Annotated in this window: 24 protein-coding genes; 8 read left to right on the top strand and 16 right to left on the bottom strand. The window is 61.1% G+C overall.

Annotated features, from left to right (window positions below; genetic code table 11):
• Positions 1 to 78: 78 nt before the first annotated feature.
• Positions 79 to 285, bottom strand: a complete 207-nt coding sequence (locus DK870_RS14825; RefSeq protein ID WP_256679858.1) for a hypothetical protein — start codon at positions 283 to 285, stop codon at positions 79 to 81.
• 269 nt (positions 286 to 554) lie between these two features.
• Between DK870_RS14825 and DK870_RS14820 the strand changes: the two genes are divergently transcribed.
• Positions 555 to 992 carry a hypothetical protein gene (locus DK870_RS14820; RefSeq protein ID WP_161548968.1) on the top strand — a complete coding sequence of 146 codons (438 nt, stop codon included), beginning with the start codon at positions 555 to 557 and terminating at the stop codon, positions 990 to 992.
• A gap of 25 nt (positions 993 to 1,017) precedes the next feature.
• A complete protein-coding gene (locus DK870_RS14815; protein WP_256679857.1) occupies positions 1,018 to 1,548 on the top strand; it encodes a cupin in 531 nt (176 codons plus the stop codon).
• Here the strand turns inward: DK870_RS14815 and DK870_RS14810 are convergent.
• Positions 1,545 to 2,045, bottom strand: a complete 501-nt coding sequence (locus DK870_RS14810) for a CinA family protein (protein ID WP_161548967.1) — start codon at positions 2,043 to 2,045, stop codon at positions 1,545 to 1,547. The two genes, DK870_RS14815 and DK870_RS14810, sit on opposite strands and share 4 nt — an antisense overlap.
• A 188-nt stretch (positions 2,046 to 2,233) precedes the next feature.
• On the opposite strand from DK870_RS14810, the gene DK870_RS14805 reads away from it, so the two are divergent.
• The 5 genes from DK870_RS14805 (at position 2,234) to DK870_RS14785 (ending at position 5,293) form a co-directional block, all read left to right on the top strand.
• The gene (locus DK870_RS14805; protein WP_161548966.1) at positions 2,234 to 2,995 is read left to right on the top strand and encodes an OBAP family protein; all 762 of its coding nucleotides are present in this window, start codon (positions 2,234 to 2,236) and stop codon (positions 2,993 to 2,995) included.
• Between the two features lie 81 nt (positions 2,996 to 3,076).
• A complete protein-coding gene (locus tag DK870_RS14800; RefSeq protein WP_104996131.1) occupies positions 3,077 to 4,387 on the top strand; it encodes an SDR family oxidoreductase in 1,311 nt (436 codons plus the stop codon).
• 40 nt (positions 4,388 to 4,427) lie between these two features.
• Positions 4,428 to 4,709, top strand: coding sequence for a hypothetical protein (locus DK870_RS14795; RefSeq protein ID WP_074846711.1), 282 nt, complete (start codon positions 4,428 to 4,430; stop codon positions 4,707 to 4,709).
• 90 nt (positions 4,710 to 4,799) lie between these two features.
• The gene (locus DK870_RS14790; protein ID WP_104993636.1) at positions 4,800 to 5,054 is read left to right on the top strand and encodes a DUF6555 family protein; all 255 of its coding nucleotides are present in this window, start codon (positions 4,800 to 4,802) and stop codon (positions 5,052 to 5,054) included.
• Entirely contained in the window at positions 5,054 to 5,293 is a 240-nt protein-coding gene (locus DK870_RS14785; protein WP_104996130.1) for a hypothetical protein, read from the top strand. Before DK870_RS14790 ends, DK870_RS14785 begins: the two co-directional genes overlap by 1 nt.
• A gap of 42 nt (positions 5,294 to 5,335) precedes the next feature.
• On the opposite strand, the gene DK870_RS14780 is transcribed toward DK870_RS14785, so the two are convergent.
• On the bottom strand, positions 5,336 to 5,515 hold the full coding sequence (locus DK870_RS14780) for a hypothetical protein (protein WP_161548965.1): 180 nt from the start codon (positions 5,513 to 5,515) through the stop codon (positions 5,336 to 5,338).
• 9 nt (positions 5,516 to 5,524) lie between these two features.
• Positions 5,525 to 6,451 carry an NADP-dependent oxidoreductase gene (locus DK870_RS14775; protein WP_104993635.1) on the bottom strand — a complete coding sequence of 309 codons (927 nt, stop codon included), beginning with the start codon at positions 6,449 to 6,451 and terminating at the stop codon, positions 5,525 to 5,527.
• 178 nt (positions 6,452 to 6,629) lie between these two features.
• Here DK870_RS14775 and DK870_RS14770 point away from each other — a divergent pair, with 178 nt between their 5' ends.
• Positions 6,630 to 8,942, top strand: coding sequence for an FdhF/YdeP family oxidoreductase (locus DK870_RS14770; RefSeq protein WP_161548964.1), 2,313 nt, complete (start codon positions 6,630 to 6,632; stop codon positions 8,940 to 8,942).
• Here the strand turns inward: DK870_RS14770 and DK870_RS14765 are convergent.
• Genes DK870_RS14765 through DK870_RS14710 form a run of 12 tightly spaced genes read right to left on the bottom strand, consistent with a single transcriptional unit; the run spans position 8,914 to position 20,353 of the window.
• Positions 8,914 to 9,168, bottom strand: coding sequence for a hypothetical protein (locus tag DK870_RS14765; protein WP_104993633.1), 255 nt, complete (start codon positions 9,166 to 9,168; stop codon positions 8,914 to 8,916). The genes DK870_RS14770 and DK870_RS14765 overlap by 29 nt on opposite strands.
• 1 nt (position 9,169) lies before the next feature.
• Positions 9,170 to 9,796: a cytochrome c oxidase subunit 3 gene (locus DK870_RS14760; protein ID WP_161548963.1), complete on the bottom strand. Its 627-nt coding sequence runs from the start codon at positions 9,794 to 9,796 to the stop codon at positions 9,170 to 9,172.
• On the bottom strand, positions 9,783 to 11,381 hold the full coding sequence (locus tag DK870_RS14755) for a cbb3-type cytochrome c oxidase subunit I (protein WP_054068910.1): 1,599 nt from the start codon (positions 11,379 to 11,381) through the stop codon (positions 9,783 to 9,785). Before DK870_RS14755 ends, DK870_RS14760 begins: the two co-directional genes overlap by 14 nt.
• Positions 11,378 to 12,310 carry a cytochrome c oxidase subunit II gene (gene coxB, locus DK870_RS14750; protein WP_161548962.1) on the bottom strand — a complete coding sequence of 311 codons (933 nt, stop codon included), beginning with the start codon at positions 12,308 to 12,310 and terminating at the stop codon, positions 11,378 to 11,380. Before coxB ends, DK870_RS14755 begins: the two co-directional genes overlap by 4 nt.
• Complete coding sequence (locus DK870_RS14745) at positions 12,307 to 13,107, bottom strand: SCO family protein (protein ID WP_104993629.1); 801 nt, start codon at positions 13,105 to 13,107, stop codon at positions 12,307 to 12,309. Before DK870_RS14745 ends, coxB begins: the two co-directional genes overlap by 4 nt.
• Complete coding sequence (locus DK870_RS14740; protein ID WP_104993628.1) at positions 13,097 to 13,447, bottom strand: hypothetical protein; 351 nt, start codon at positions 13,445 to 13,447, stop codon at positions 13,097 to 13,099. The genes DK870_RS14745 and DK870_RS14740 overlap by 11 nt, the downstream gene beginning before the upstream one ends.
• Positions 13,437 to 14,429, bottom strand: a complete 993-nt coding sequence (locus DK870_RS14735; RefSeq protein ID WP_161548961.1) for a hypothetical protein — start codon at positions 14,427 to 14,429, stop codon at positions 13,437 to 13,439. The genes DK870_RS14740 and DK870_RS14735 overlap by 11 nt, the downstream gene beginning before the upstream one ends.
• Entirely contained in the window at positions 14,426 to 14,959 is a 534-nt protein-coding gene (locus DK870_RS14730) for a cytochrome c (RefSeq protein ID WP_104993626.1), read from the bottom strand. Before DK870_RS14730 ends, DK870_RS14735 begins: the two co-directional genes overlap by 4 nt.
• On the bottom strand, positions 14,956 to 15,480 hold the full coding sequence (locus DK870_RS14725; protein ID WP_158683627.1) for a DUF3341 domain-containing protein: 525 nt from the start codon (positions 15,478 to 15,480) through the stop codon (positions 14,956 to 14,958). Before DK870_RS14725 ends, DK870_RS14730 begins: the two co-directional genes overlap by 4 nt.
• Entirely contained in the window at positions 15,473 to 16,837 is a 1,365-nt protein-coding gene (gene nrfD, locus DK870_RS14720) for an NrfD/PsrC family molybdoenzyme membrane anchor subunit (protein ID WP_161548960.1), read from the bottom strand. The genes DK870_RS14725 and nrfD overlap by 8 nt, the downstream gene beginning before the upstream one ends.
• Complete coding sequence (locus DK870_RS14715; protein WP_161548959.1) at positions 16,827 to 19,700, bottom strand: TAT-variant-translocated molybdopterin oxidoreductase; 2,874 nt, start codon at positions 19,698 to 19,700, stop codon at positions 16,827 to 16,829. Before DK870_RS14715 ends, nrfD begins: the two co-directional genes overlap by 11 nt.
• Positions 19,697 to 20,353: a cytochrome c3 family protein gene (locus tag DK870_RS14710; protein ID WP_104993622.1), complete on the bottom strand. Its 657-nt coding sequence runs from the start codon at positions 20,351 to 20,353 to the stop codon at positions 19,697 to 19,699. Before DK870_RS14710 ends, DK870_RS14715 begins: the two co-directional genes overlap by 4 nt.

The following is a 20,353-nucleotide window of genomic DNA, read 5'->3' as shown; positions in this document are numbered from 1 at the left end:
TCGTGATGGCGGAGAAGGTGGAAATTGCGCCTGCCGCTGCTGTTACGCCGAGGGGTCACGCTTCAGATGGGCTTTGGCTTACAGCACGGCCCGGGCATGCGCCGAATCAGCCAGCCGTTTGAGTTCCTCACATTGGTCCCAATCAATGACACCGCCGCTTAACAGCGCTTTGGCACCGTCCAGCAGAGTACGGTGGTAAGCATCCGGAGAATTGGCGCGGTACTCGTAGTCGTTCAACGCCTTGTACCAAGCTTTGAGCTCGGGTCGTTGGGGTAAGTGGCTCATAATGCTCATCCTGTTTGGAGCAGGGTTTGTCTTTTCGCCTATTTCTATGTGAGAGCGTCGCCGACCTGAATGTTCAAACACAATCACCCCAAAGCCCCGCTATTCAGCATTGGTGGATAGCGCTACACGCCACTCGTCGAGGGATATGCACAGCGTTAAAACTTTATTTACCGTTGCACTCTCCCACTTGTGAAGAGAAAAGAATTTTCTCCTAGATGAATCGATTCAATTGAATCCGACAGTGTGAACGCTGCGTGGAGATGACAATCATGAACCTGCGCCTACCCATGTTTTTGATCTCGTGTTTTACCTTTTCAAACGCCTTGGCTGCGGCGTGTGATGTCTACACGCACTCTCAGAGCGATCAGGTACCCGTGGTTGAACAGCACACCTGCTACACGTACGAAGGCGTGCCTTCCGACGCTATCGATTGGTCGTGCAACAACGAAAACAAGGACATGATGAACACAAAAAAAACCAAGATCGCTCAATGCGCCGGCGACTATACGGCCAGTTGCAAGGCAACACTCACACAGGAGGCACTTGCGAATCCTCATGCAACCGCCAAAGTTCCTGGCCACGCGGGCGCGATGCTTCCCAGCAACGCTGGGGTGGTGATCTATCACTACGCCGCACAGGACCTTAAGCAAGCCAAAATCGATTGTGAGAAAGACGGCGGGCAGTGGACGTGGCAGTCAGCTAAATAACCGGATTTCAAATGGCGCATCCCATATGAACGGCTTTGAGAATGGTACAACTGCGCCAATACCGTTTATGTTTAAGCGCGGTGATACGGTGCCCAATAACCCGGACCTGCCCGTACTTTTTTATTCAGAGGCACTGTCCAAGCCCTTCGACGACCCTGCGGCACTCTTTGAAGCAATGTTCGCCAGCCAAGGTTGGCCACCTCAGTGGCGTGATCGGATCTACAACTATCATCATTACCATACACAGGGGCACGAAGTGCTGGGTGTCGCAAGCGGCCATGCTCAGCTGATGCTAGGTGGCGAGCACGGGCAGGTTCTGAACGTGAGTACAGGCGATGTGTTGCTGTTGCCGGCAGGCACCGGACATTGCAGTCTGAGCGCCAGTAGAGACTTCCTCGTAGTCGGCGCCTATCCGCCAGGCCAGCATGCGGATATCTGCCGCGAGGCGCCCACCCCAGAACAGTTGAGGAATATCGAACGGCTACCCTTTCCTGATGAGGGACCAGTAACGGGCGATCAAGGTGCCTTTCGCAGGCTGTGGGTCAGAGATCGCTAAGCGCCCTCACCCGCCATCGCTAACTGGTGAAAATGCGGCAACGATTTCAGGGCATGGAGGGATGCCGCCAATTGGACCTCCTGGCGCGAGCCCATGAACCGTTCCTTTCGACTGAACACGCTCAGACCCGACCCTATTCGATAGGCCCAGGCAAAACAAACAGTTCCAGGAGGTATCCCATCGATCACATCGGGACCCAATATGCCTGTGGTCGCGATGGCTACATTTGCCGGGCTGTCGTCCATCGCCCCGAGAACCATCTCCCGAGCAACCTCACAACTCGTGAGATTAAAAGCATTTATGGTGTACGCGCGTACTTTTAATAGCCGCTGTTTCGCTTCTGGCGAATAGACGACATAACCACTCTCAATACATGACCCACCTCCGTCGACCTCCGAAAGCAAAGTGATAATTTTTCCCGCGGTACAAGATTCGGCCGTCGTAATAACCAGTCGATTGCGTTTGAGGTACTCCACGATAGAAGCGGCGACAAACATGATAATTGCTCCTGCGCGCGAGCGATTGCGCTATTACCCTGTTCCAAAAAACGACCTTTCAAATCAATCAACGTTCAAGTGAAAGTGTTTTGAACGTGCACGGTGTCAGGGTTTCCAACGTCTACAGAGTTGAACCTGACGTTCACGAATTCAGCTTGAGAGAAGGCAAGAGGATGGAACCTACGGCAATGATTACCAAGACAGCCAGAATGGCCAAGTCATGCTCCTTGGCGGCAACCTTTACCCTATTAAGCGCCTGCGCTGGCAATGATTCTCCCTCGAACGTGGGGGCACCCGGTAAACCCACTGCTCCATCTACCCGAACCTTGGAAGCCGGTGCAGCCCTGCTCCAATCTCGTCCGCCTGTTGATGCATTGAACGCCTATCTGGACGGTTTTCACTTTTATAACGGCCATGCTGAGGTACAGATGGAAGCGCATCACTACTGCGCGATTCTCAATGAAGAGGTGATTCAATGCGTGATCTACGACGGCAATCGCCAGGATGCAAAGTTGATGGGCGTGGAATACATCATTAGCGAGCAGTTATTCACCTCACTGCCTACCCCTGAAAAGGCGCTGTGGCACAGCCACGTGCACGAAGTGAAATCAGGACAACTGGTCGCGCTGGGAATCCCCGAAGTGGCGGAGCACGCGTTGATGGAAAAACTGGTGCATACCTACGGTAAGACTTGGCATACCTGGTATACCGATCTCAACAAACGCCTGCCGCTGGGTGCGCCGCAACTGATGATGGGGTTTACCACCGATGGCCAGGCCGACCCTCGGATGGTCGCCGAGCGAGATAAGCGGATGGGTATCGACAGCACCGAAAAGAAGAAGACACGCATCGATATAGTTGCGCCACCCATCGCACCGGGTGCGGACGCATGGCAACAGGGCACCGTTATTCAGATCACCGATCCGACTGTAACGGCCCATCAGCACTGAACGCACCACTCAGTCATTTGGATTGAACGATCATTTGCTGGCCCTTCTCTATCGCAAGACCAGCGATAGGAGGATGTCATGATGATTGATTCAGCAACCGGAATGAGTCCTGGCGAACGATACGCAGTGGAGAGCCTGGAGCGAACAAGGAGCTTTTGCGGTTTTTTCCTGGATGGAAAATATTACCTGGGTCCCGAACTCTTGACGGCTGTCGGGTGGCTTGAGGGCCAGACATTTATTTACGACGAGCTCGACGCCTTAGGCGACCCGGTATTCCCCGACCGTGTCGCTGGCACGATTGAAAACCTTACCCTCGTACTGGCCGACGGTGCCCGTTTGAAAATCCATCCGATACCTGTTCATGTGCCCGAGGATTTGCCTGCACGCGCGCCTGTAATGGGAAAAAACAATGGCCAGTTACACGGCAAAACGGTGGTGATCACCGGCGCCTCAAGCGGCATAGGTCGTGCTGCTGCTCACGCATTTGCAGAACAAAGTACCCGGCTAGTCTTGGCGGCTCGTGATGAAAAGGCGCTGGCAGAAGTGGTCGAGGAATGTGCTGTACGCGGCGCGCAGGCGATCGCCGTTAAGACCGATGTGACACATGGCGACCAAATGCGCGCGCTGGCGGAAAAGGCTGCAGCCTTCGGAAATGGCCGCATCGATATCTGGATCAATAACGCCGGTGTAGGGGCCGTCGGAAGCTTCGAAAACACGCCTTTGGAAGCACACGAACAAGTACTGCAAACAGACCTGCTCGGTTACCTGCGTGGCGCCCACGTGGCGTGGCCCTATTTCAAAGCCCAGAAAAGCGGGATTCTGATCAATACACTCTCGCTGGGAAGCTGGGTCGCCCAGCCTTTTGCCGCCGCGTATTCAGCCAGTAAATACGGTCTGCGTGGCTTGACCGAAGCACTGCGCGGTGAATTGGTCGGCTACCCGAATATTCATGTGTGCGACATCTATCCCGCCGTGATGGATACACCGGGCTTTCGCGATGGCGCAAATTTTACCGGCCATGCATTGACGCCGCCGCCACCGGTCTATGATCCGCGTCAGGTGGCGCGGGCGATGGTCGCTTGCGCGCTGCAGCCGAGGAACAGCACCACTGTGGGTGCCGCCGCAACCATCGCTCGAGTCGCGCATTTTTTGATGCCCGCCTTTCCCCAGGTATCCGGCTGGCTCACCCGCACCGCCCTGCAACGGGCCCCCCACTCAGCGACTTCGTCGGGAAACCTGTTTAGACCCGCCAGCGGCGAGCGCCGCATTGAAGGCGGGTGGCGGCAAACACGCCGTACATCGTATTGGTTGGTTGCAGCAAGCGCAGCGTTGTTACTCGGCGGTGTGGTCATTGCTCGCAAGCATTCAACAAACAACAAGCCGCATAACTGAAATGGGGGGCAGCCGCCCCGTTTAAATGAGGTAAATCAGCATGTCTTACAACTTCCAAGGTAACGCGAGCGTAATGACTGCCTCTCGTCATTTGGGCACACCCTCGGATGAATGTTTGAATGAGTCAGCAGAGATCCATTTAAGCAGCAGTGGAAAACCTACGATTGCGCGTTTGGACTTCGACAAGCCACTGGATTGGCCGGGTAATCCTAACTTTGTCGCAGTCCATTTACCCGATGGTTCCACCGTGAGTGGCGTCATCGTCGATATAGATCGGCCCACGGATGCGCCCGGCTGGGTCACGTTTACAGTAGATGATTGAGGTGTGATAAGCGCCGGAGCTCATCCATCGAATTGTCGGACAATTTTTTTGACGTCAAATATCTGTAATTCATGAGCATAAGGAGGTCTCATGAAAGATAACAATCTATTTACCATCGAGTATCAGCTTCACGGTGAACCGAAGTCCTTCGTCGTGCGCGCGTCGCAAATGAACAATGCCGAGGCTTGGCATTGGGCCAGCTGCGATGCAGGTGTCGCCGTCATACCCAAATTTGGCCAACACACCCTCAAGCGCGTCTCTAAACCCATGGCGGAAAGATACGGCATTACCCATGTAAGCTGGAGCGTCGCGACGCAGGTACAGTGGGCGGAGGGTCTCGCATGATGAACAGCCAGACGCTTGGTTATACAATGAGACAAGCACGCGATGATGAGGTCGCGCGAAATAACGAGATGTTTTTCGAAGCCGATCGACTGGATGCGCAAGCGTACAAAATCATCGAGTCCTACAGCGGCGACGCGCAGACGTGGGCGCGCTTCATCGAAGCGAAGAAAGCTGCAGATGCGCAACGCACCGCCGCTTACCAAGAGTGGATGCGCATCCATCGTACAAAGCGAAGATAGCCGTCAGCCCTGTCGAAAACAGGGCTGACGCCCGGTCAAGTATCACGCCCCTGACTCAGGGTCTTTTGAAGGCCCGCCAGGGGCGACGCCGCCTTGACCGACGTCCGCCTTCCAGGGGCGGTCGACCGTCGGGTCCTCCGATTTGTCGTTGCGCTTTGCCGTATCGGGACGCACCTTTTGCCCGGCATGCCCCGAGGTGCGAGGTTTTGATGGTTCGTTCATGACGCCTCCTCAATCACTGATATGCAGCACGACTTTGCCGTGCACATGCTCATTGGCCAGGTAATCCAGCGCCTGCACCGCAGCCTCCAGCTCGAAAACCTTGGCGATGTAGACCTGCACATTGCCGGCCTCGATCAAGCCGGCGATCTCTGTCAGCTCCTCGCCACGTGGCGCCGCGGTAAACCGTGCGCCGGTCTTGCCGGCTGCCTGCGGATGACTGGCGTCGGGCATCGTCAGGGTCGACACCAGCCGGCCCCCCTCCCCCAGCACTTGCCAGGAACGGGCCTGCGTGTCGCCGCCGATCAAATCAATCACCAGGTCAAACTCCTTGCAAATGTCCTCAAAACGCTCGGTCTTGTAGTCGATCGCGCGGTCTGCCCCCAGCTCGCGCAAGAACGGCAGGCTGTCCGTGGAGGCGGTGGCGTATACCTCGGCACCCTTGACCTTGGCAAACTGCACGGCAAAGTGGCCCACCCCGCCGGTCCCGCCATGGATCAGCACCTTCTGCCCCTGCTCGATCTGCCCGTGCTCCACCAGGGCCTGCCAAGCGGTGTGGCCCGCCAGCGGTACACCGGCAGCAACCGGCCAATCCAGTGACTGGGGGATATGCGCCAGATGCACCGCCGGTACCCGCGAATACTCGGCATAGCCACCGTCGGCGCCAATCATCGCAAACACCCGATCGCCCTTCTTGAAATCGCTGACGCCCTGCCCGACTTTTTCTACCAGGCCGGCGACTTCACGGCCGAGGGTCAGCGGGAGTTTGTCCTGCTTGACCTCCGGGTATTGGCCTTCGCGAATCTTGTAGTCCACAGGGTTGACGCCCACGAAAAAATTCTTGACCAGCACCTCGCCTGCCAGAGGCTTCGGCACCTCGACGTCACAAAACCGCATGACCTCGGGGCCGCCAAACTGCTCAATCCTGATTGCTTTCATGGTACGCACCTCATTGTCTGTTCAAAGCACACAGGGGTGTGGAGGACCGCCGATGTCCATGGGTTCACTTGATATCGAGCAACACTGACAAACGGCATCTTCCACCCACGAATCCACTCGAACCTTTGCGTCTACCGGCCCGTCCCAACTGTATTCAGCCAAGACCCGGGAGTGCCTGATGCTTATCTACCCCAAAAGCCATTTCCAGCCTTATACCAATGCCTGTGGCGGTTGGGGTTCGGCCAAGTCGGTGATGCAGATCCTGTGGCGCGAACAAGCGCTGGCCAAGGCGCCCGCCGCGCTGTTCAAACAGAACAAGCCCGACGGGTTTGCGTGCGTCAGTTGCGCCTGGGCCAAGCCCGGCCATCCCCATGCGCTGGAGTTCTGCGAGAACGGCGCCAAGGCCACCGCCTGGGAACTGACGTCCCTCAAGACAGACCCGACATTCTTCGCCCAGCACAGCCTCAGCGACCTGCGTACCTGGCCCGACTATGCGCTGGAGCAGCATGGCCGCCTGACCCACCCGCTGCGCTACGACCCCGACACTGATCATTACCGGGAAACCTCCTGGGAAGAGGCCTACCGTGAAATCGGCGACCAACTCAAGGCCATGGACCCCGACAGCGTGGTGTTCTACGCCTCCGGGCGGGCGTCGCTGGAAACCTCGTTCATGTACCAGCTGTTCGCGCGCGCCTACGGCACCAACAACCTGCCCGACAGCTCCAACATGTGCCACGAAAGCACCTCGGTAGGGTTGCAGGAAAGCATCGGCGTGCCGGTGGGCACCGTGACCCTGGCAGACTTCGAGCACACCGATTGCCTGTTTTTCTTTGGCCAGAACGTCGGCAGCAATAGCCCGCGGATGCTGCATCAACTGCAGGACGTGCGTCGACGCGATGTGCCCATCATCACCTTCAACCCCCTGCGCGAACGCGGCTTGGAGCGTTTCGTCAACCCGCAGTCCCCCACGGAAATGCTCACGCCCGACTCGACCTTGATCAGCACCCAGTACCATCAGGTGGCAATCGGAGGTGATACGGCAGCGATCACCGGTATTGCCAAGGCGTTGCTGGAAATGGATGACCTCGCCACCGAACAAGGCAGCCCGGCCGTACTCGATCATGACTTCATCGCCGGCCACACCGAAGGCTTCGAAGTCTTCACCACCTACGTGCGTGGTTGTACCTGGGCTCACCTCGAGCACCAGAGCGGGCTGACGCGCGGCGCACTGGAAGCCGCCGCGACCGTGTATGCCCACAGCCAACGCGTGATGTTCGTCTACGGCATGGGGCTGACCCAGCATCGACACGGCGTGGCCAACGTGCAGATGCTGGTCAACCTGATGCTGCTGCGCGGCAATATCGGCAAGGCCGGTGCCGGGATCTGCCCGGTGCGCGGCCACTCCAATGTGCAAGGCCAGCGCACGGTGGGCATTACCGAAGACCCGAAAAAAGTACCGGCGGAGTTGATCGAGCAGCACTTCGGCTTCAAGGTGCCAGAGAAAATGGGCGTGTGCACGGTGGATGCGTGCGAAGGAATTCTCAGCGGCCAGGTGCGCGGTTTTGTCGGCCTGGGCGGCAACTTTCTGCGGGCAATTCCGGACACCTCGCGTATGGAGCCCGCCTGGCAAGGGTTGCACCTGAACGTACAGGTCGCCACCAAGCTCAACCGCACGCACTTGCTGCCGGCGCGTCACCAGTGGCTGTTGCCATGCCTGGGTCGCATCGAAATAGACCGGCAAAATGGCGTGGCGCAAACCTACACCACAGAAGACAGCACCGGCTGCATCCACAGTTGGCGTGGCAGCAGCGAGCCGGTCGGCCCTCATGTGCGCGCCGAAGCCAGCATTGTCGCCGGGCTGGCCATGGCCACCCTCTCCCATCCCTGCAACATCGATTGGCAGGCCTGGAGCACCGACTACGCCAAGGTCCGCACGGCCATCGGGCAGATCTACCCGCAGATATTCCACGACATGGAAAGCCGTATGACCGAGCCTGGCGGCTTCCATCGCCCGATTGCCGCCGCGCAGCGCAAGTGGCTGACCCCGAGCGGCAAGGCGCAGTTCGTCAAGCCCGCGACCCTGGCCGAAGATGACGACGTAAACCTTGCGCAACCGGCACGGGATGTCCTGCAACTGATGACGCTGCGCAGCAACGATCAGTTCAACACCACCATTTACGGTTATGACGATCGCTTTCGCGGGGTCAGCGGCACGCGCGAGGTGATTTTCATGCACAGCAACGACATCGTGCGCCTGGGCTTCATGCCCGGCGCGCAGGTGATGTTGACCACTGCCATCGAACCGGAGGTCAAGCGCCAGGTCGGGCCATTCGAAATCATCGCCTACGACATTCCCGAAGGCTGCGCCGCGGCGTACTACCCCGAATGCAACCCGCTGGTGCCGCTCTGGCACCACGCTGAACGCAGCAAGGTGCCGGCCGCCAAATCGGTGCCGGTGCGGCTCAGCGCGTCGCCGATTCACCCAGGATAAACACCACCATTACCAGCAACCACAGCAGGTACACCCATCCAAACAGGCGTACCCAGCCGCGGTGCCGGTAAAGCCCTAAATAGAACAGCAACAACAGCAGGAACTGGCCGGCGGCGGCGAGCATGATCACGCCGCCGAACCCGGGCTGATAGCGAACGCACAATATTTGCACGGCCAGCAACAGCAGCAGCGCCCCATAGACTTTCAACGCGCCCGCCTTGCTCATCTCAACGCCCCACCAGGTAGAGAGAGGGAAACAACAGGATCCAGATTCCGTCCACCAGGTGCCAATACAGGCTGATCATTTCCAGGCGCATCGCGCGCTGGTGAGGTGCCAACCGGTCGCGTTTAAACGCGCTATACAGCCACAGGGCCAGGCCAACGGCGATCAACACATGCAGCCCGTGCAACGCCGTGGCGATGAAGTACAGGTTCATGAACAACTGCGCCGACGGCGCCTGCCAGGTTGAGTGATCGCTAAAGCCGGGCAGCACGCCTTCGCGGATCTCCAGGCCGTATTCAACACCCTTGCAGCCCAGGAACAACACGCCCAATACGGCCGCACCCAGCAGACACCAGCGCACCCGGCGCGGCTCGCTGACGGCCAGGGTCATCAACAAACTGCTGGTCAACAACAGGACTGTATTGCCCGTCGCCAACAGGTAATGCAGGCCCGCTACGGCCTCCGCCACCCCGCTCGGATGACGCAGCCGAAAGAACCACGCCACCATGATCAGGCTGCCGAACATCATCGCTTCGCTGGCCAGGAACAGCCACATGCCCAGGCGGGCGGCCTCGCGTTGCTGGGCCCAGTCCACGAACGGGTCGGCGGGCCTCTCGTCAGAGCGGATCACGGCGGGCCCCTGGGGAATAATCGTAGGCCTCGAAATCCACCGTCACCGGCGCTTCGAAGTTGTGCAGCGGCGGCGGCGAAGCCACGCGCCACTCCAGCCCGGCCGCCTCCCAGGGATTGATCGGCGCCCGCTCGCCCCAGCGCAGGGAGCCGAGCAGGTAGAAAAACGGCAACACGTAGGCCAGCGCCAGGATCGAAGCGCCAGCCGACGACATCACGTTGAGGAACTGAAAGTCCGGGTCGTAACTGTGATAGCGGCGCGGCATGCCCAGGTAGCCCAGCAGGAACTGCGGGAAAAACGTCAGGTTGAAGCCGCAGAAAATCAGGATCGCGGTGATCTTGCCCCACAGTTGCGAGTAAAGCCGGCCGGTCATTTTCGGCCACCAGAAATGCAAGGCCCCGAAATACCCGGCCACGGCGGCGCCGACCATGATGTAGTGGAAGTGCGCGACCACAAAATAGGTGTCATGCGCATGCAGGTCGGCGGCCAGCAGCGCAAGAAACAGCCCGGTCACGCCGCCGACGATGAACAGCCCGATAAACGTCAACGCAAACAGAAACGGCGCATGCAGGGTCAAGTCGCTCTTGTACAGCGTGGCACTCCAGTTATAGGCCTTAATCGCCGACGGAATCGCCACCAGAAAACTCAACAATGAGAACACCAGGCTGGCATACATCGACTGCCCGGCGACAAACATATGATGGCCCCACACTAGAAAGCCGATCACCGCAATCGCCACGCTGGACCAGGCGACAAAGCGGTAGCCGAAAATGCGCTTGTGCCCTGCCGCCGTGATCAACTCGCTGACCACCCCCATGGCCGGCAGAATCATGATGTACACCGCCGGGTGGCTGTAGAACCAGAACAGATGCTGGAACAACAGCGGGTCGCCGCCCAGTTTCGGGTCGAACACACCGATATTGAACAGGTGCTCGGCGGCCACCAGCACCAGGGTGATCGCGAGCACGGGCGTGGCCAGCACCAGAATGATCGAGGTGGCGTACATCGACCAGATGAACAGCGGCAAGCGCATCCACGTCATGCCCGGCGCGCGCAGGGTATGCACGGTTGCGATGATATTGACGCCGGTGAAGATCGACGAAAACCCGGCAATGAATACGCCGCAGATCACCGCCACCACATGGCCGTTGCTGAACATCGTCGACAACGGCGTGTAGAAGGTCCAGCCGGTGTCTACCCCGCCGAGCAGCAGCGCCAGCAAGGTGAACAGGCCGCCACCCAGCAGCAAGTACCAACTGAACAGGTTCAGGCGCGGAAAGGCCATGTCTTTGGCGCCGATCATGATCGGCACCAGGAAGTTGCCGAACACGCTCGGAATCGACGGAATCAGGAAAAACCACACCATGATCACCCCGTGCAGGGTAAACGCGCGGTTGTAGCCATCGGCGGTGAGCAAATCCCCTTCCGGCGTGACCAGTTCAATGCGGATCAGGCTCGCCGCCAGCCCGCCGGCAAAGAAAAAGAAGGTCACGGTGAGCATGTACAGCACCGCAATACGTTTGTGATCGCGGGTCAGCAACCATGACCGCAGGCCCTGTGCATGCAAATAGCTGGGTTGGCTCATTGGTGTTTCTCCGGAAGTTCGCGCAGGTAAGCGACAAGCCGCTGCACGGCCTCTTCATCCAACAGATTGCTGTAGGTCGGCATGATCGGCAGGTAGCCGGCTACCAACTGTTTTTGCGGCAACAGGATGCTGTCGCGCAGGTAGGCTTCATCAGCTTTTACCTGGCTGCCGTCGGCCAGTCGCACCGAACGGTTGAACACACCGGCCAGCGGCGGCGCGTTGCCTGAGTCGTGGCAACTGGCGCAACCGTATTGGCGATACAAGGTCTCGCCCTGACGGGCAAGGTCGGCGCTGCTGCCGTTGTCTGCCAGCCAGTGCTCGTAATCGGCGGGGTTGAGCACCACCAGGCGCGCCAGCATTGCCGCGTGGTCGGTGCCGCAGTATTCGGCGCAATACACCTCGTAGGTGCCGCTGTGCTCGGCCTGGAACCACAACATGCTGTAGCGCCCCGGCAACACGTCTTGCTTGATACGCAGACTGGGAAAAAACAAGCTGTGGATCACGTCTTCGGAAATCATGGTCAACTTCACCGGGCGCCGGGCCGGCACGTGCAGGGTGTTGATCTCCCGCTGACCGCCCTGGTGCTGGAATTTCCACATCCATTGGCGCGCGGTGACCTGCACTTCCAGCGCATCCTCCGGCGGCGTGCGGGCGATGAAAAACAGCCGCGCCGACAACAGGAAGACCACCAGCGAACCTATGAACGGCAAGATGATCCAGGCCAGCTCGATAGGCAGATTACTTTGCGGGCGATGGTCGCGGTCGGCCGGACGGCCGCGCCGATAGCGCCAGATAAACACCCACAGCGCGACGAAAACCGGCACCACGAACAGCGCCATCATGGCGGTGAAGCCGATCACCAGCCAGTCGACCGATACCGCGTAGTCCGAGGCTTGTGCCGGCCACAGGCGCAGAAAGTGTTCGTTCATCGCGCCTCCCGACGTTCGCGCCGCACCGCCCGCAAAATCAGCAGGCCGAGCACCAGCACCGTGGCCACGCCTGCCACTTGCAGCAGCAGAATGATCCGGCTGCTGTAGGTGCCGCTCTGCGGGTCGTAGTGGTAGCACAGCAATAACAGTTGTTCCTTGATGGCCCCCAACTTGCCCTGCCCGGCCTCGGTCAATGCCAGGCGCAGGTCGCTGGGCTGATAGCCCAGGCCGTAGAGCCAGCGCGACAGGCGCCCGTCACCCGTTACCACCGCGACTGCCGAGCTGTGGGCGTATTGCCGCCGTTGCGGGTCGAAGCGATAGCCGAAGCCGATCGAGTCCGCCAAGGCCTGGCTGGCCGACGCATCGCCAGTCAGCAGATGCACGCCAGGTTCGTCAGCCAGTGCTGGCCAGTGCTGGCTGAGCTTGGCCAACTCTTCCCGGGCGGCGCCCACGTCTTCGCGGGGGTCGAAACTGAAGGCGATCACCTGGAAGTCACGGCCCAGGCGATAAGGCTGGTTGACCAGTTGGCTGAACAGGGTCGAGAGCGCCGCCCCGCAGACATTCGGGCAACGGTAGTACAACGGCACCAGCAATGTAGGCTGGCCGTTGAGCAGGTCGCCCAGACGCACCGAGCGGCCCTGTTGGTCGGTGAAGCGACTGTCGAGCGCCAAGGAACGGCCGACGTGTGCCGTGTCGATTCCGGCGGCGGTAAAGGGGTCGAATGGCTGCGCGGCGCCCGCTTGCGGCAGCCAACAGCACACCAGTACGACGACCATCAGCAGGCGCTCAATGCTCATCAGGCCAGCCTCGCTGCAGCAGCAATTGCCGGGCCTGTGCCAAGGGCAGGTGCACGATGTGATGCTCACGGTCGACCCAGCCATAACTGTCCAGGTGCAGACGCTGGCGGGCCAGTTGCCGCTCACCCGCCTGCCGGGGATCAGCTTGTAGACGCGGCTCAGGGGGCAATAGGCGCTGGTGTTCCAGTGTGCTCATCGGCGGTTGTTGCACCTGTTGACGATAGCCGCTCAACAACCAGGCCACGCCGCCCAGGCTCAGGGTTATGGCCACTCCCAGCAGCACCATTACCCGGGCAGCTTTTTTACCGTCAAAATCGTTGGGCTGGTATTCAGCGGTCATGGCGCCTCCTTTGCCACTGCCGCCGCCACACGGCAAACAAGCCCGCGGCATATACCCCCTGGCACAGCACCGCGGTGAGGAGCATGCCAAGGGTCGCGTCGGGAAAAATCGACGGCAGGCTGATCCACATCGACTCGACAACCCCCAACAACAAGATCGCCGCACAGCCCCACGTCAACACATTCATTCGCCCGCCCCATGGCGACGCGAGTACCACCAGGCACATCAGTTGTCCGGCGACCAACAGCGCCGTCAGTGCGCCCCACCCACCCGTCTCGCGCACGCGGTACCAGGCCGTTTCATGCGCCTGGTCCACCGACCAGATAATCAGGTACTGCATAAACTGCACGTAGATCCAGAACGTCAAGGCGCTCACCAGCAGACCGCGCAACAGCACACATTGGCGTGCGGGCAGCAGCACCACGTTCCAGCACAACACACACAGCCCGGCAAAGGCCAGGCCGTCGAGCAGTTGCCGGGCAATCAACAACAGGCCGAACACGCTGGAGACAAACCCCGCCTGCAACGACATCAGCCAGTCCACGGCGGCCAGGCTCGCCACCAGCGCGTACAGGATCAGCCCCGCCGCGCTGCGCTTGCCCACCCAGCCATGCAACACCCAGGCAAGCCCGCCGTACACCAGAGTGCGCAGCACAAAAAACCACGGCGATAACCACAGGCCACGAAAGCCCGGGGCCTCCTGATCGAACCAGGGATACACCCAGGGCAACGTGACCAGCACCGGCAACAGCATCGGAATGATCAGCAACACGGCGCTTGCGCCCAAGCGGCTGCCGGGATCCAGCACCGGCTGCCAGCGACCGCTGACTAGTGGCGTCAGCAACGCCAGCAGCAGGCAACCCAGCACGATATTGCTGCCATTGACCGCTGCCGCCAGGGCGCCCGCACCGACCCAGGCAGGCTGCCAGACGCCAAGCACGGCAAGGCCGATGGCGACAGCCAGCAACCACAACCGGCTCATTGGCCGGGCTCCTCGAAGGCCTGGCGCACTGCCGGCGGCAGCGTTTGCAGGTCGGCGTGCTGGCTCAACTGCAGCACACGCAAGTGGGCGACAATCGCCCAGCGCTCATCGGGCTGAATGCGCGCCCCGTAGCCGTACATCAAGCCTCGTCCGTCGGCGATCACCTGCATCAATTGGTCATCGGAGGCGTTCAGCAACCGCGGTTCGGTAAACGACGGCGGTGCCGGAAAACCACGGCCCACCACCAGCCCGTCGCCGAGCCCGCTCAGGCCATGGCACGGCGTGCAGAATGTTTGATAGCCCGCCTCGCCACGTGCCAGCAAGTCCGCACTCAGGGCCGGCCGTTGTCGGGCCAGCGCTTCACGTTGCAGTTGCCCGCGCGCCACACTGCCGGCGGGAGGCTGGCGACTGCTGAGGCCATTGCCAAACAATGCCCCGGCGCGCTGTTCGAGTACCTTGGCCTGGCGTGACATGTCATCGCAGCCGCTGCACAGCAGCACCAGGCTCAATGCCCATGGCCAGGCATTCATGGCGCCACTTCCTGCACGCTCTGCGCGCGTTCGGCCAGCCAGGCATGGGTCTGGTGTGCGTCAAACAGCGGGTCGCGCGCATCGATAAACAAGAAGAACCCATCATCGCTGGCCCCTTCAAACCCCTCGACGCCGAACAACGGATGGTGCAAGCGCGGCAGGCGACTGCACAGCAACAACGTCAACACGGCCGCCAAAGCTGCAAACACCACGGCAAACAGAAACGTCACCACGGCGAATGAAGGCAACGCCACCAAGGGTCGCCCGCCGATGTTCAAGGGATAGGCCCACACCGAGCCGATCTGCATCACCAGCGCCAGGACGATGCCCAGCCCGGCCCCCAAGCAGGCCATGCGCCCTACTCGCCTGGCGTCGACTTCCAGTACCGGCTCCAAGGCTTCCAGCGCAAACGGCGCGAAGACATCCAGCCGCCGATAACCCAGGCCCCACGCGCACACGGCGGCATCCACCAGGGGTTGGGGCGCCGGGAACCGCGCGAGCAAACCCAGGCACTCAGCCATCGCCGCGCTCCTGATGCAGCGCCTGCTTGACCTCGAACGCGGAAACCATCGGCACATAGCGCAGGAACAGGCTATAGGGCACCAGAAACACCCCGAAACTGCCGATAAACAGCGTCCAGTCCCACAGGGACGGCGTGTAATCACCCCAGCTGGAAACCAGCAGATCACGCGTCTGCGGCGGGATCAGCAGCATGAAACGCTCGGCCCACATCCCCATCAGCACGGCCAGCGCCACCAGTGCCAATCGCGGCGGGCTTTGGCGCACGTTTCGCCACCAGAGCGCCTGGAGCACCCCGACATTGCAGACGATCGCCAACCAGAAACTCCAGGCATGCGCGCCGCTGATGCGCGCAAGCAATACCTCGATTTCATGAGCGTCACCGCTGTAGAACGGCATGAACAGATCGGCCAGGTACCCATAGGTGGTCATCCAGCCGGTGGCCAGCAACAGGCGCCCGAGCATGTCCAGATGGCGTGGGGTGATCAGGCTTTGGATGCACAGCAACCAGCGCACGGCAATCGCCAGCAGCGCCACCAGGGCGAACCCGGAACACACCGCCCCGGCCACAAAATAGGCGGGAAACAGGGTTGAATGCCAACCGCTCTGAGTGCCCATGGTCAGCAAAAACGAATAGCCGCTCGACACCGCAAACACCAGCGGTATCGCGAGGATCGCCAACACCCGCGTGGTGCGCCGCCACAGCGCCCAATGCCGTTGCGACCCGCGCCACCCAAGCGCCAACAGCCCATAGAGCACCTGGCGGATCGGCGTTCTGGCGCGATCACGGGCGGTGGCGAAATCCGGTATGGCGCCCACCCCCAGAAACAGCACCGACACCGTGAGGTACGACAGGATCGCAAACATATCCCAGGCCGTAGGGCTCTTGAATTGGGGCCAGAGCCCCATTTCATTCGGGTAGGGCATGGTCCAGTAGAACAGCCAGGGGCGGCCCAGATGCAGGATCGGGTACAGCGCGGCGCAGATCACTGCCATCAGCGTCATCAGCTCCGCCAGCCGGTTGAGGGTGTGGCGCCAAGGCCGCTCGATCAGCAACAGCAAGGCCGAGATAAACGTGCCCGCGTGGCCGATCCCCAGCCACCAGATGTAGTTGAGGATGCCAAAGCCCCAATGCACCGGCTGATTATTGCCCCACATGCCCACGCCATTGCCCAGCAGCACAGCGACCGAGCCCAGGTACACCAGTAACAACACCAGCCCGACACCGAACATCCAGCGCCAGGCAACGCGCCGGGGGAACTGCTGCAATGGCCCGAACACCTGCCGCGACACCTGCTGGTCGCTCAAGTCCTTTGGCAGGAAATGCCCGGTGGCGTGCAGCAGCGGCTCAGCCTTCATCGCCGGCGCCCTCCTCCTCGATGCGTGCCAGGTAACTGGTACGCGGCCGTGTGCCGAGGGCTTCCAGCAAGCGGTAATGGCGGGGATCGCAGCGCGCGAGGCTGACAGCGCTGGCGGGGGCGTTGAGGTCGCCAAACTGGATGGCCTGGCTGGGACAGGTTTGCTGGCAAGCGGTGACCACAGCAGAGGGGTCGAAATCGTCGCCGTGTTGCTTGTCGTTCGTGCGGGCGTTGCTGATGCGTTGGATGCAGTACGTGCATTTCTCCATCACGCCGCGGGAGCGTACCGTCACCTCGGGGTTGCGTTGGGCCTGGATCGACGGCGCGGCGTCGGCGCTCCAGTCCAGCCAATTGAAACGCCGCACTTTGTACGGGCAGTAAGAGGCGCATGTGCGGGTGCCTATGCAGCGGTTGTAGACCATCTGGTTCAAGCCATCGCGGCTATGCACGGTGGCGTTGACCGGGCAGCCGGTTTCGCAGGGCGCCTGCTCGCAGTGCATGCAGGGCAATGGCTGGAAGCGCGAACGCGGGGCCTCCAACGGCCCCTGGTAATAATGGTCGATGCGCAGCCAGTGCATGCTGCGCCCTTGGGCGACCTGCTCGGCGCCGACCACGGCAATGTTGTTCTCGGCCTGGCAGGCCACCACACAGGCATTGCAGCCGGTGCACAGGTCCAGATCAATGACCATGCCCCACTGCGGGCCGCTGTCGGCCACCGGGCTGTAGAGCGACGCGGGAATGGCCTGGGTCGCGAGTTGTGGTTTGGCGCGTGAGACCACACGGATGGGCGGTTCCTGCGCTTCAGGCAACCGGTGATGTGACTGGGTGGCCGCCAAAGGAAATTGCTCGCCGGTGCTTCGTAGTGACGCACTGACGGAGAGTTGCTCAGTGGGCTTCACCGCGTAACCCAGGCCATCACCGACGCGCCCGGCGTGGCCGCGACCGTAGCCGGTGTATAAGGCAATGACCTGGTCGGCCTGTCCGGGGTCAACCCAGGCCGGTCCGCGCACGGTCTGACCGGCCAGAGTCACCTGCACGCCGTCGCCGTTGCTCACGCCCAACTGTTCGGCCAGTTGTGGCGAAAGTCCGATCACATTGGTCCAGGTCAGGGTGCTGATGGGCTTGGGCAACTCCTGCAGCCAGCCGGAGTTGGCGAAGCGCCCATCCCACACGGTCGGGTCGGGACGGATTACCGCCTCTAATCCTTCGCCTACGTCGGCCGCCGCGGGGGGAATTGGCGTCATTTCCTCCACCTTGATTGGCGCTGGGGCCGGTTCAATCCAGCCATTGGCCAATGCCTCGCGCCATTGTTGCTGCGCGATATGCGCCCAGGTTGCGCGCACCAGCGCCAAGGCATCGGCCTCGGTTGAGTGCATCAGCAATTCGACGACCTGATGCAAGGTGCGCGTCGAATACATCGGTTCGATCAGCGGCTGGACGATGCAGACACTGCCGTCCGCCGCGCGGCCATCGCTCCAACCGTCCAATGCGTGATTGAGCGGCAGGTGCCAATGGCACTGCGCGGCGCTTTCGTCGTAGTAAAGCCCGGCATGCAAGCGAAATGGCACCTGGAGCAGCACATCTTGCATGTAGGCATTTAGCACCGGGTTGCAGTCGAGTATCAGCAAATGAGTCACTGCTTCCCGACTCAGTTGCGCAAGCGAACCCCACGATTGATTCGGCTCGTAACCCAATAACCTCGGCACCTGCCAGTCCAACGCTCGGCCTGCGTGCCCCAAGCGCTGGTTAAGCTGCATGACCTGCGCCTGCAACGCCTCGGATGCCTGCTGGCTGATACCGATCAGGCCGCGCCCAGGGTGGGCCTTGAGCGCAGCGGCGGCGTCCTGCACCCACTGCCGTTGCGCCGAGTTCAGGCGCGGCGTTCCGGGCAGGTCCTGGTCCAGCGCCTTGCTCAGCGCAAGCAGCAGGCCGGGCAACTGCGACGGCGCCGTGGGCAAGCGCGCGGTGGCGGCAGCGCCGGTGAGGCTCGGAACACTTTCAGCGACGAATACCAACGCGGCGCCCTCACCTTTCGCTGCCTGGCGGCGACGTTCAGCCCAGCCGCGCTGAAGCACCGTCTGATACGGACCGCTGCCCAGCGGGTCATATTCCAGGCACACCAGCACCTCGGTCTGTTCCAGGTGAACCTGCGCAGCCAATGGCTGACCGAACGCGCGTTCGCTGGCTCGCAGGGCGACCGTCTCGGCAAAGGCTTCGCCATGGTACAAGCGCGCCTCGGGCCAGCGTTGTTGCAACTGGTCGAGCTGGCGCTTGAGGGTCGGTGAACTGCTGGCCCCGCAGACGATGTGCAAGCCCTTGCCGCGAGCGCTGTCCAACACCTGCTGCTCATGGGCCAGCGCCGCGTGCACATCCGGCCAACTGGCTTCGCGGCCTTTGAAACGCGGCACCTGGGAACGGTCCGGATCATAGAGTTGCAGGATCGCCGCTTGAGTAAAGGCATCGCAGGCGCCGCCCGACACAGGATGGTCCGGGTTACCTTCGAGCTTGATCGGTCTGCCTGCAACGGTCTTGCCCAACACGGGCTGGGCAACACCGCCAAACGGGATGGCGGTGGCGTACCAGGCCGGCACGCCTGGCGTCAGATTGACCGGCTGACTGACCGCCGTCACCGCCTGTTCCGGGGTCTTGCCACAGGCGGCCAGCCCCGCCATGGCGATGGACGCCGCCATCAACTGCAGGAAACGCCGTCGATCCATCAGAGGCGCCACACCTGCAAATTCCGCTTCTATCAGTGCTTGAGCGTCAGGGGACTCGGCAAGCGCCTCAAGCCCGCGCCAATAAGCCTGCCCCTCAAGCCCGGCCAGTTGTTCACGCAAAACGGAGAAGTCCAGCGGCTTACTCATCGATGGCACGTCCCGCAGTCAGTAAGGTCCCGGGTATCGATGTGCCGCGCGGTCATCAGGCGCTCACCCAATTGACGACGGTCCTCGGAAGGTTTCCACTGCATATTGGTGACCTGCTCCAGGGGACGCAGATGGGGCGCCGGGTCACGGTGACAGGCCAGGCACTGGCCCATGTTCAGCGGTTGCGCCTTGAACATCAGTTGCATGCGGTCGACCTGACCATGGCATTCACTGCAGCCGACGCCGGCGTTCACATGGACGCCGTGATGGAAATACACGTAGTCCGGCAGCTTGGCGACGCGTTGCCAATGCAGGGGCTCAAGCTCACGCAGGCTCTTGCGCAACGGTTCCAGCACATCGGCGTGTGTCCATACCTGGGAATGACAACTCATGCAGGTTTCGGTGGGTGGCAGGCTGGCCATCGCGGAGGACTGCACCGCGCTGTGGCAATAACGGCAGTCGATCTTGAGTTCGCCCGCATGGTGGGCATGGCTGAAGGGCAATGGCTGCTCGACCACCCAGTTACGGCCGGTGCGGTAGTCGGTGCTGTCCAGAGTCAACGCCACAAGCAAACCTCCCGAGAGCCCGGCAATCAGCAGCAACAGTCCTACGCGCAGCCAGGTATCGGCCGAGCGCCTGAAAATCTGCGTCAT

The sequence above is a fragment of the Pseudomonas sp. Q1 genome, assembly GCF_009935975.1.
In the GTDB taxonomy this organism is placed as follows: Bacteria; Pseudomonadota; Gammaproteobacteria; order Pseudomonadales; family Pseudomonadaceae; genus Aquipseudomonas; species Aquipseudomonas palleroniana.
The sequence above is the reverse complement of the archived record's forward strand: the minus strand, read 5'-3'. Positions and strand labels throughout refer to the sequence as shown.